The sequence below is a fragment of the Koromonas humicola genome, assembly GCF_059726255.1.
Window position 1 is genome coordinate 2458012 of sequence record NZ_AP040873.1, and the last position, 12011, is coordinate 2470022.

The 12011-nt window shown below is 55.4% G+C and carries 9 protein-coding genes; 3 read left to right on the top strand and 6 right to left on the bottom strand.

Translation table 11 applies throughout. From position 1 onward, the window contains the following. Positions 1-39 precede the first annotated feature (39 nt). On the bottom strand, positions 40-1854 hold the full coding sequence (locus AC6IZD_RS10665) for a DUF2339 domain-containing protein (protein WP_497783301.1): 1815 nt from the start codon (positions 1852-1854) through the stop codon (positions 40-42). Positions 1855-1917: 63 nt separating this feature from the next. Between AC6IZD_RS10665 and AC6IZD_RS10670 the strand changes: the two genes are divergently transcribed. Both AC6IZD_RS10670 and AC6IZD_RS10675 read left to right on the top strand, forming a co-directional pair. Then, entirely contained in the window at positions 1918-2331 is a 414-nt protein-coding gene (locus AC6IZD_RS10670; protein ID WP_497783302.1) for a secondary thiamine-phosphate synthase enzyme YjbQ, read from the top strand. A 129-nt stretch (positions 2332-2460) separates the two neighbouring features. Next, positions 2461-4194 (top strand): ABC transporter ATP-binding protein, encoded by a 1734-nt coding sequence (locus AC6IZD_RS10675; RefSeq protein WP_497783303.1) that lies wholly within the window; start codon positions 2461-2463, stop codon positions 4192-4194. Positions 4195-4203: 9 nt separating this feature from the next. Here the strand turns inward: AC6IZD_RS10675 and AC6IZD_RS10680 are convergent, their stop codons facing one another. After that, a complete protein-coding gene (locus AC6IZD_RS10680; RefSeq protein WP_497783304.1) occupies positions 4204-5169 on the bottom strand; it encodes a PIG-L family deacetylase in 966 nt (321 codons plus the stop codon). A gap of 119 nt (positions 5170-5288) precedes the next feature. On the opposite strand from AC6IZD_RS10680, the gene AC6IZD_RS10685 reads away from it, so the two are divergent. Beyond that, a complete protein-coding gene (locus AC6IZD_RS10685) occupies positions 5289-6749 on the top strand; it encodes an APC family permease (RefSeq protein ID WP_497783305.1) in 1461 nt (486 codons plus the stop codon). A gap of 6 nt (positions 6750-6755) precedes the next feature. Here the strand turns inward: AC6IZD_RS10685 and AC6IZD_RS10690 are convergent, their stop codons facing one another. The 4 genes from AC6IZD_RS10690 to AC6IZD_RS10705 form a co-directional block, all read right to left on the bottom strand. Beyond that, positions 6756-8522 carry a TonB-dependent receptor gene (locus tag AC6IZD_RS10690; RefSeq protein ID WP_497783306.1) on the bottom strand — a complete coding sequence of 589 codons (1767 nt, stop codon included), beginning with the start codon at positions 8520-8522 and terminating at the stop codon, positions 6756-6758. Beyond that, the gene (locus AC6IZD_RS10695) at positions 8452-9120 is read right to left on the bottom strand and encodes a carboxypeptidase-like regulatory domain-containing protein (protein ID WP_497783307.1); all 669 of its coding nucleotides are present in this window, start codon (positions 9118-9120) and stop codon (positions 8452-8454) included. The genes AC6IZD_RS10690 and AC6IZD_RS10695 overlap by 71 nt, the downstream gene beginning before the upstream one ends. 137 nt (positions 9121-9257) lie before the next feature. Next, positions 9258-9671, bottom strand: a complete 414-nt coding sequence (gene nikR / locus AC6IZD_RS10700; RefSeq protein WP_497783308.1) for a nickel-responsive transcriptional regulator NikR — start codon at positions 9669-9671, stop codon at positions 9258-9260. 18 nt (positions 9672-9689) lie between these two features. Continuing rightward, the gene (locus tag AC6IZD_RS10705) at positions 9690-11912 is read right to left on the bottom strand and encodes a glycoside hydrolase family 57 protein (protein ID WP_497783309.1); all 2223 of its coding nucleotides are present in this window, start codon (positions 11910-11912) and stop codon (positions 9690-9692) included. Between the last annotated feature and the right edge of the window lie 99 nt (positions 11913-12011).

Sequence of the window (12011 nt, forward strand, 5' to 3'; positions counted from 1 at the left end):
AGATGCGGGTGCCTGTTGGCCGATTCTCAGAACCTGGCGTCAGCCTGTGCGCGACCGTTGAAGGCCGAGCCAATCGCGCTGGTAGGCATACGATACGGCCAGCAACAACACTCCGAGAATGATGAAGCTCAGCACACGCCATGCGTGTTCAAGTTCCGACACATCAAGCAGAAACACCTTCAGGACGGTGACTCCAATCAACAGAATCGCCTGCCAGCGCAGTGCCGCCGACTTTCGTACAAATCCGAACCACATAAGTACTGCGCCGTAGAACATGAAGAGCGCCGAATACGAAAAGTTTTGCGCAATCGCCAAGGAGTGTCTGACCTGTTCCACGTCGCTGCTGGCTGCTTGCCGGGCATTGATGAGCAGTTGGAAGTGGTCGTGAATCTCCAAGCCCGCTGCGAGCAGCACCAGCGCATTCACAACAACCATGCCCTCGACCGTTGCCGTCGCGCGATCAACTGCACGATTGAGATAGCCCATCCAGAACATCACAGCGATAGCAACTGCGAAAGTTGCAAATCGCGCATTCAAGATGAGGTGCTGTTGCAGTCCCCAGTCCATGAGGTCGAGCGTAAGCAGGCGCACTATTGCGAGAGCGACCACCACAACCGCGAACTGCTTGATCCTGGCCCGAGAGGTCCGCACCCCAGCCCAGAACAGCATTGCACCTTCGAGCAGCCAGCCAAGGGTAATCCAGTGCTGTTGCAGTTTGAGAGCGATGCCCGTCGTGACAAAGGTGACAGCCAATCCGTAGTGTGCAAGCGGGAGGAGACGCTCTACTCCGGGATGCTCGGCAACTCGCCTTTCCAATGCGATCGCCAGAGACAAATACACAATCGCCAGACCGAAACTGTACGCGGCGGCACGAGGCTGCACGGCGACGCCAGAGGTCAGCAGCATCGAATAGATTGAAATGAAATATGTGCCACCGTTGAGAATCGCGAGCAGCAATCCACTCTGCTGAGTAGAGCGATCTCGCTCAGGCTCAAGGATTGAATACAGCGGCGCCACGGCGAATAGCGAAAAAAGAAGCGTGGAAAACAGAAGAGTTTCACCGAACTGAGGATCGGTGTAGAACTTGTCAAACCATCCCGCCGCAAGCACTGCAGTGCCAACAAAGGCTCCGAATAAAATGCGCGGCCAGGGCTTTACACGCTGGAGGATGAAGGCTCCGAGCGAGAGCAGCAGCAAGTAGCTAAACAGCACGCCTTCGTGGTTTTCACCCGTGCTGCAGAGGACTGGCGTTAACAAGCCGCCAAGCAGCGCAAGTCCGGCAAGCAGTTCGGCATCTTGCGACAATGCCATTGCTGCTGTCGCCGCAGTGACGATGATCATGGCCAGAAATGCGATCGTTCCCGGAACGAGATTGTAGAGCTGAAAAGATGCCCAAAGCGAGAGATAGAGGATTCCGATACCAACAGCTTTTAGTGAGTATGAGAAAGCAAGCGAGGTGGGCCGGCGAAACCGCTCGCTCCACCAGCACAGGCCAGCACCACACACGATTCCAAGGAGCACGCGCAGGCCGGGACCGATCCAACCATAGTCAAACGCGAGTTTCAGGAAATAGGAGACACCAACGAGTACGGCGATTACGCCTACGCGATTGAGCCACTGCGAGCCAATCCGACGCTCCAGAGAGTCTCGTTCCTGTATCTCGTTAAACAGTGAAGATGCTGCGGGGGAAACATCCTGTACTGTTGGTCGCGGCGGTGGGGGCGTGGCTGGCGGCGTTGAGGAAGCGGATTCGGCCTCAGACGGCGCGCGTTGTCCCTGCTCCAATCTATAAACGCGCTCGGTGAGATTGGCGATAAGTTCGCGTATCTCGGCGATTTCGTCGTGGTTGGCCATCGCCGGGATTATACCCGTCGAACACCGTAAATCAATGCTTGGGTTGTGGCTTACACTTTCTGTATGAAATCGCATACCGAATACCTGACGTTCAACACGCGCAACGAACACGAATACGTTCACATCACGCCCCAGGTGGAGAAGATCGTGCGCCAGAGCGGCATACAGGAAGGATTGGCGCTTGTGTCGGCCATGCACATCACAGCTGGTGTTTACGTCAACGACAACGAAGAAGGCTTGATTGAGGACATCGAGACCTGGCTGGAGAAACTTGCGCCACGGGACCCGGATTATAAGCATCACCAGACAGGAGAGACAAACGGCGACGCGCACCTGAAATCCATGTTGGTGCACCATCAGGTTATCGTGCCTATCACGGCAGGTCGGCTTGACTTGGGCCCTTGGCAGAGGGTCTTCTACGCAGAGTTCGATGGACGACGCAACAAGCGAGTTCTCGTGAAGGTCATCGGCGAGTAATTCGATGCCCGATTCTTTGCAGCCGGTCGTAAATGAGACAATACAGGGGTGCATTACAGGTCCAGTTCTGAACCCCACAAGGGGCCGCCCGTAAAGGTATTCAAAGCTCTTCCTGAAGTCTGGGCGCTCATGCGCCCACGCCGAGGTCTGCTCGCCCTTGGATTCGGACTCATGGTGGTCAACAGGATCACCGGACTGGTGCTTCCAGCCTCTACGAAGTTCCTTGTGGACGACGTTATTGGTAAGCACCATCACTCGTTGCTTGCTCCGTTGGTCTGCGCAGTTCTGCTCGCAACAGTCATTCAGGGAGCCACATCCTTTGCGCTGACCCAAACGCTGTCAAAGGCGGCACAACGGCTGATAGCAGAGCTGCGAAGTCAGGTCCAGGAACACGTCGGTCGATTGCCTCTGCAGTACTTCGATTCAAACAAGGTGGGCACGCTGGTGTCGCGCATCATGACCGACGTGGAAGGCGTCCGCAACCTGATCGGCACAGGGTTGATTGATTTTGTCGGCGGGCTGCTGACGGCAATGATTGCGTTCGTCGTGCTGGTCCGAATCAGCCCAGTAATGACGGCCATCGCCTTCGGATTCCTGCTGGTGTTCGGCATCGTCCTGCGCAAAGCCTTCCAGGTAATCCGTCCCATCTTCCGCGAGCGAGGTAAGATCAATGCCGAGGTCACCGGACGTCTGACCGAATCACTCGGCGGCGTACGCGTGGTGAAGGGATACCACGCGGAAGAGCGCGAGCATGATGTCTTCGCTGCTGGGATCGATCGCCTGCTCCAAAACGTCTTCCGCACCTTGACCGCATCGTCCTTGATGGGACTGTCTTCGGCGATGCTGATGGGAATAGTGGGCGCAATCGTGATGTACATGGGCTCGCGACAGATACTCGCAGGCAAACTCACCATGGGCGGGTACTTCACCTACATTATGTTTCTTGGGTATCTTGCCGCGCCGCTGTTTCAGGTGGTTGGCATCGGAACGCAACTCACCGAGGCTCTTGCAGGACTAGAGCGCACTCGCGAGGTTCTGAGTGAGAGCCCCGAAGATGAGGATCCCAATCGCACTCAGACGATGGGCAGGGTCGAGGGACTGGTCGATTTTCGCGATGTCACATTTGGCTACACATCGGAGAAGACAGTCCTTCACTCCATCAGCTTCCAAGCTCTACCTGGAACGTTAACGGCTCTCGTCGGATCGTCGGGCTCGGGCAAGTCAACCATCATTTCACTTCTTGCGGCGTTTCATAAACCGCAATCAGGAGAGGTACTGGTCGATGGCGTCGATCTCTCGAACGTTCGACTGGACAGCTATCGTAGCCAACTTGGCGTAGTGTTGCAGGACTCGTTCTTGTTCGACGGCACCATTCGCGAAAACGTGGCATTTTCGCGTCCGAACGCTAGTGACGAGCAAGTGATGGAAGCTTGTCGCATCGCACGGGTGGACGAGTTTGCTGAAACATTTGAGGACGGCTACAACACCGTGATTGGTGAGCGAGGGGTGAAGCTTAGCGGCGGGCAGCGCCAGCGCATTTCAATCGCGCGCGCCATCCTGGCCGATCCGCGGATTCTGGTTCTCGATGAAGCGACCTCAAGCCTGGACTCCGAATCGGAGGCGGTCATTCAGAGCGGACTTGCATATCTCATGCGAGGCCGCACAACGTTTGTTATCGCGCACCGACTCTCCACGATCCGCAAGGCCGATCAGATTCTGGTTATCGAGGCCGGGCGCATCGTTGAACGCGGCACTCACGCAAAACTGCTGCTGCATGAGGGCCGCTATTACGATCTCTACACACGCCAACATGGATTGGAGGAGAATCTGTTTCTCGCTCCCGGTGAAGGCGATCCGCGCTAGATCACTGAATCAGCGGTCGGCAGGTGATACAGCAGAATGGATTGGAACTATGCCTTTGGGATGCGCCGCATGCTGTGTCAGCTGCTGAAAGAGCGCACTCGCACGAGCGGTTTCGTCGGGAGTGCCGGTATCAAGCACAACAAAGTCTTCGCGCTCTGCTCGATTCACGTTGGCTTGAAAGGCTCCTTGCGATTTGTGTGCAGCGACTTCCCAGCTCACCACGATGCGGTAATCAAGAGCATCGTTGAATCCGAACTTCACAGTGCGGTCCGTCGAATAGACCTGCGGCAGCACGGAAATCGGGTGCTGCTGACTTTGGAATGGCAGCCATGAAAGCTTCGCCTCCGCATCGTTTCGGGAGGCTTGGCACCCAAGCACGACGGGCTTGCGCCCCGTCATCTGCTGTACAGCGTTGATTGCAGTAACTGTCGCGGCCTTATGGCCTCCATGCGTCTGCGGAGATGGGAACAGCGTGAAGACAAAATCGTAATTTCCTGCTGCGAGGCGACGTTGGACCGCTGGCAGGACTACACCGGGATGCCAGTGCTTAGTTAAGACTTCTTCGATGTCCTTGGTATTGCGGAGATCGGGCTCATCCAAGAAAAAGTGATTTGAAATGCCCAGGACACGTCCAGCTTCAAGCAGTTCGCGTTTGCGAATCTCGGGCAGTGAGGCCCGGCCCGTAGCTTCATCGGTAAGCGCGACGCCATAGTAGGATTCAGCTAGCAACGAGTACCGATATCCGCCCTCGCCATTCGTGACCACAAGTTGATCGACGGTTCCGCCCAGGTTGTGCGTGATTTCATATACGGTCGCCGCAAAGCAAGTCTCATCATCAGGGTGCGCTACTACGATCAGGGCACGTACAGCTGTTGCGGATGCAGCGGGTTGCTGTGCAATGGCGACCCCCGCCAACAGAAGGAAGATCAGGGATAGCACGGTCGTGCGCGTGACGACCGGAAACGATTTCTCCATCGAGCGCTCCGAAAGTGAATCAGATGTAGCAGGTCTGAGTGTAGTCGCAAGCGGCGGGAAGGACAAAACACGGTACTCTGGTTTGGGGATGTTGGGTTGCAGGAATTATAGTCAAAGCAATGCACGCGAACTCACAGCAAGGTCACTCTGCGGCGCCGAATGGCAAGTCGGGACTGGAACGTGGACTGACATTGCTTCCGGCAACGGCGCTGAACATGGTCGACATGATCGGCGTTGGACCGTTCGTGACCCTTCCGCTGATGGTCGCAGCGATGCATGGGCCACAGGCAGTTTACGGATGGATAGCAGGCGCGGTGCTTGCTCTCTCCGATGGACTGATATGGGCTGAGCTTGGCGCGGCAATGCCCCGCGCCGGCGGTTCTTATGAATACCTGAAGCAGATCTACGGACCACAGAAATGGGGTCGGCTGCTGTCATTTCTGTTCGTGTTTCAACTTGTCTTCAGCGCACCGGTGTCAATGGCCACAGGATGCATTGGACTGGCAGGATACGCAGCTTATGTCCTGCCAGCGCTGAGCAAGGTGCTATGGCGCACTACAGTGGCCTTCCCAATGTTGGGAACGGTGCGACTGGTGTTCGAATTATCAGGCGCGACCGTACTGGCCATGCTGGCTGGAGCCTTCGCAACGTTCCTCGTGTACCGACATATCAGCGGCGTGGGCCGGGTATCGAAGTTCTTGTGGGTCGGCGTTCTCGGCACGCTAGCTTTCGTTATCTACGTAGGCTTCTCTCATTTCGATCACTCACTCGCTTTTCCTGCAGGCTGGGCCACGCCTCCCGCGACAGGATTCACGGCAGCATTTGCGAGTGCGCTGATGGTGGCCCTTTACGACTACTGGGGCTATTACAACATCTGCTTTCTTGGTGAAGAGGTAGTCGACCCGGCAAGAACGATCCCGCGCTCAATGCTGCTGTCCATTGCTGCTGTCGCTACCCTCTACATTGCCATGAACGTCAGTGTGCTCGGCGTGATGCCAGTGACGCAGATTGCGGCGATGTCGGGCAGCACGGCTCAGAATTTTGTGGTCGCGAAGGCCGCTGAGATTGTATATGGCCGATGGGCAGGAATACTCGTTGCGGTTCTAGTGATCTGGACTGCTTTCGCGTCGATCTTTTCCTTGCTTGCAGGCTATTCGAGGATTCCATTCGCCGCCGCGCGCGATGGAAATTTCTTTGCGCTGTTTCGGCGCGTGCATCCAACGGGACATTTTCCATCGGCGAGCGTTCTGCTGCTGGGAGGATTGGCTTGCCTGTTCTGCATTTTCCAATTGCGCGATCTGGTCAGCGCTTTGGTGGTCATCCGCATCCTGCTTCTGTTTCTATTGCAAGCAGTAGGCGCTGTGGTGTGGAGAGTCACGAACCCGGATCAGCCACGGCCCTTCCGAATGTGGCTTTACCCTCTCCCAGTGGTGATAACGGTCGCAGGCTTCTCGCTGGTGTTGCTGGACAAGTTGCCCCTTGTCGGTCGTGCAATGCTGTTCGCCGCAGTCGGGATCATCGGCTTTCTGATGCTCTCGATGCGAACCCGCAAATGGCCGTTCGAGCCACAATCGCGCTAGAAGTCGCTACTCGAATCGAAGTGTAAGTCCGGTACTGAAGCCAATCGGATAGCCCGGCGTGCCGTGAATACGAGCTTGCACGGGACCGGTTGGAGTCAATCGCGAATCGAACAGATTCTGCGTCTCGTAGTAGCGCTTGTTGTTGAGATTGTCGATTGCCAGATTCCAGTCGAGACCTCGCCGCAGTCTCTTACTCAGAGCAAAATCGATCACATCCAGACCGCTCGCGTGTGCAACCGCTTGGTTTGAATAGGGCGCAGCGGCAGTAACCGAAGTGTCGTCTGGATTGACGAGCAGATATCGGCTGATATGTCGATATCGGATTGAAGTGAACAATCCATGCCAGGCGTTCAGTGTGAGGCTGGAATTCGCCACTGTATGTGGGGCGCTATCTACATACTCGCGAGGACGTGTGCCGAGGAAGAATGCGTTTGAAACCTGCGTCACGCCAGCAGCCCAACTTAGATGATCGGTGAGCTGTACTGAGGTCTTCGCTTCCCAACCATACGAGCGGGTCGGGCCTTGATATTCCATGCTTCCATTGTCGGCGTCGTACACATCCTCATGCTGGCGATTGATCAAGAACAGATCAGTGCTGGCCGAAAATCGCTTCAGATTATGAGACGTCCCCAACATGTAGAAATCGGTGGCGCTCGCCTTGGGAGCATCTGGAGCCAGTGCGATTCCTCGTGCATCCTGACTGGTAACGGCGCGGCCGTAATTAAAATGGAAGGATGCGGGAATGCGTTCCGATGGGGTGTAAACCACATTCAGTTTCGGCTCCGCGTAGCCTGAGTAACTCGTGCCTCGACCTGAAGAGAGTCGGTCTACGGAGTTGAACCGGTAAGCGTCGTATCGTAGGCCCGCATCGAGATGCAGATGCGGAAAGTCCGCGCCCTCCTGCAAATAGAACGCCCCATTTGTGATATGCGCGTTGTCCTCGGTCCATGGTATTCCCGGCACCGGAGCGATGATTCTGCGGTCCTGCTGATGGAACAAGTCCACATTAATCCAGCTTTCAAACAGATTAGCGCCAGCAATCAGCACGGCCGGGTGTCCGAACAACTTGTGTGCATGCACGTACTGTGCACTCGTCCCATCCTGCAAGCGAGAATCGTGCTGCTGAATGCCATCGCCGTGAATAGGATCATTCAGGAAGAACGTGAAATTGGAATACAGGTCGAAAAGCGAACGGGTCAAGTAGGCATCGAGCCGCAACGTGTTCGTTCTAGAAATATCGACTTTGTAGTACGCCGCGAGTGTGCCGTTGCGGACGCTTCCCCCGTCACTTGAATCGATAAAGCCAAACCGATCCAGATGCCCAGACATCACCTGGTCGAGCGGAAGTTGGCCAGACGAGTCAAAGTCATTACGCCCGATCGCAAATCGCAACGCGACCGACTGAGTACCTGCAAACTTGAATGAGTAATTTCCCGTGAGGTTGTCGCGAACATACTTCAGCGGCCGCAAGAAGGGGCCATTGGTATATGCATGCTCCCACGCGACGAAACTATCCGCGTCTGCGATTCGTGGACTCCACGCGGCAAACGTACGATACGCCCCGAACGATCCCCCTTGAGTGCGCAGGGTGAGGACGTTCTCAAGTCGTTGTTTCTGGCGTACGTGAACAACACCCAGTGCTGAAAAATCTCCGTACTCTGCATTGAACGGACCATTGATTACGTCGACTGAATCCACTAGCTCAGGACTGAGCGCCTTTAGAGCCGAGGTAGCCCTGTCCGTGGGCCTGTGTCCCCTGATTCTGCGGTACATCGTCGACAAGAATCTTCAACCCGCCGTTTACCCCACCGTGATCGAGGTTGAATCCAAATCTACGGAATTCCAGCGACTTGCCACCGCCCTCGTGCTGCCCTGCATTGATCCCACTGTCCAGCGCCTCGAAGAGCTGATCGTCTCGCGCGAAAAGCGTCTTTTCGTAAATAGCTCCGTCGCGGCGATCAATAGACGGGTCGGCGGCGTTTGCACTAATAACAATTGATTCCTTCGCAACAGGAATTGCGTAGCGAATCTTCAAGCGCAAATCTGTGGTTGCGGCATCGGCCGCGACCACCTGCTCAAATTGTGTGATGAACTTTCCTGTAACCGAAAGCCTAGTAGGCCCTCCAGGAACACACACACTGAACAGGCCCTGAGCGTCTGACCTTGTAGTCTCGACAAGATCTGCCGCATGCGCCGAGATAGTTGCACCCGGAACAGTTTCTCCCTTGTCAGTCACTACAACACCGGAAACGACACGACACACGGCCTCAGAATACGCCTGGGAATACACCGAGAACGCTAGCAAGAAGCAACAAATCAGCAAAGCCTTGATTGAGCGGGGCGGGAGTCCGAAAAGAGTGTTACAGATCATGCGCAACCCTGTTCGCAAGGAGAAGTACTGAACAGAGTTGATCCTGTTCTACAAAGATGATTGCATGCGTAACACGCTTTTGTAAATCGTGCTACGCACAAAACAAGGTCAATGCTGGGCTACGAGGTGGAAAAGGTTCAGAGATTCTCGCCCGTGGTAGTCATCACCAGTTTGCCGTGTTTCACTCCCTTCATGCTAAGCATGTGGTCGGCAAGATGTTTCACTTCGCCTGCCCGGCCCTTCATGATCACTACTTCCAGGCAGTTGTTCTGGTCGAGATGAACGTGAGTGGCTGCGAGCACGTTGTCATGGTGATGGTGTTGTGCGGCATTGAGCTTGTTGGAAAGCTCCGGGCGATGGTGGTCATAGACCATGGAGAGGGTGGCAACAACTGCCTTGTTATCGCTGATTTCTTCAGACACAAGCGCCTCACGAATCAAATCACGCAGCGCTTCGGATCGATTGGCATAGCCGCGTTTGGCTATTACTTTATCGAACTTCTCCAGTAGGTCCTGCTCGATGGAAACCCCGGTTCTGATCAGTTCAGGCATTTTGTCGTTACCTATGGCTCATTGTGACTGATACGACATTTCCACCAACACATCTTCGGGCGCAACTTGGATTTCCAGCGAACCTTCTTGTGGCAGGGCGTCGATGGGCAATCGATCGCGATAGAGCACAAATCGAAGGTTGAAGGTCTGCCCCTCTTTCGCTCCTACAAGCGCCATAGGAATCTTTACTTCGAGCACCTTGCCGATCGCAATCTCAACTCCTTGCGGCTTGCTCTGTGACGCAACGGAACTCTTTCCATTGCGCAGTTTCCACCCGGTCACCTGATCGTTCGCCAATTCGACATCGAGACGATGTGTCGCGATGGTCTGCTCGCTGTCACGCAATGCAAGCTGAAGCGCTGCCGTCGTGCTTCCGGCAGGCAGTGTGGCAGCGAAATCGAGGCGAGCATACAGATTGTCGTCGTCAATACCTGCGTAGATTGCCTCGAGCACGAAGAGTTTTCCGTGCATGCTACCGCTGCGCCTGTCACTCGAGAACATGGCCGCGCCCATCCAGTCGAAGTAACTGCTCACCTGACCATCGATGTAAGGGTGCACGTACGCGGTCTGCGGAACAAAGATAGACCGCGTCGGCACACCGGAAATTGGGTGCGCGAGATGATCGGGCGGCACACCACCCAGAGCGGTGTACACGTTGGAAAGATGCTTGCGGTAGAGTTCGTCGAAGTCTCGGTCGTTCGCCGAGTGATGCTCCGGCCCGTACCACCAGTTCCAGTCGCTGCCTTCAGCGATAAGCAACTCTTCATAGGCAAGGGCGCGGTCGGAACTCTTTACACGGCTTTCATTCGTGTCGAAGAACTCTCGTGCCTGATTCAAGTAATCCCAAGCCTTGTTGTCTTCAGGCGCACCGATCCAGACGTTGAAGTTTGCATTGATCCATGACCCGGGAACAAGCCCGCGCAACTTGCCAATCGTCTCTGGCTGCTGACGCTCGATCGCCTCGGAAATAGTAATCGGCTCTATTTGGGGTTCATGCTGAAGCCCATCGTAGAAGCGGCGCAGGAAATCGCGGCCATTCGCTTCATAGCTTTCCCAAGCATTTTCCCCGTCTAGGATGATTGGCAAGACGGCATCGCGTCCTGTCTCCACGACCGGCGCTGCCGCACGCTTGATAGTGCCGAGCAAATGAGCAGCGGCATCAGCAGAACTCATGCCGGCATACACGAATCCGAGCAAATCGCTAATACGATGATCCCGGAACACGAGGTTCATCGACTGACCATCGTGCTCCCAGCAATAGATGTTGTATAGCTTCTGAGCGCTTATGCAGTCGAGGAACCCGTCTGCGTCGCGTGTCATTTCATGGCCGATGCTGCGCCCAAGAACGCCTTCGTCTGTAGCCATCCACTTGACGCCCAGTTGAGCAGCAATGCTCAAGGCCTCATCCGACACCGAGCCTTCGCTCGGCCACATCCCAGCAGGACGAACGCCGAAAGTGCGCTCGTGTAAGTCAAGCGCGCGGCGAATCTGCTCCTCGGCATCCTCGGGACGGCGGAATCGTTCCGTCGGCATCGGCAGTCCCGGTACGGATTCCCTGCCCGAATCCGTATCGCAGATCAACGGCAAGATTGGGTGATAATACGGTGTTGCGGACAGTTCTGCAGAACCTCGCACGGAAGCGGCACGATACGCTGGCAACACGGCCCGTAAGATTTCGTGCTGCTTGCTCATAATAAATCGCTGATCTTCGTCGCTGAAGTCCTGGCCCTTCTCGATAAGGGCTTTCACTGCAGGATCTTCTAGGTAATACTCATCAAACCAAGCAAGCTGCGATAGGACCTGCAAGTCGCGATAATCGCGGTCGGAAAAAGTAATGGCAGCATTGGCTGGATCCGGCCCGGCTGCACGTACCTGATCCCACAAGCGGCGATATCTTGGATACCGCCCGATCATGTGCTCGCCGTGGGCCTGGAAAAAGTAGGTGAGGGCAAAGTGCCGCTCCTCAAGGCTCAATTCCGATGCGGGCTTGGCAGCGACATCCCAAAACGGGTCGCGGAACATTCCGGAGTTGTAGTCCTCAATTTGCGCCACAAGCGAAGGCACAATATTGAAGTTCTGGTGAACCTCCGGGAACTCATCCAGCAGTTTCACCATCCCGTAGTAGTCTTTCAGTGCATGTAGTCGAACCCAGGGAAGACGGTATTCGCCACTGACCAAGTCCTTGTAGAAGGGCTGGTGCATGTGCCAAAGAAGTAGAAGTCGGATTTTACCTTGAGCCATCGGTATGAACTAAACGGTACAATTTGCCTTGAACTTGACTAGGATAGCAGTCCCCAAGCATTTGCGGCCATGCTAGACTCACGAAAGCACATTTAGTAT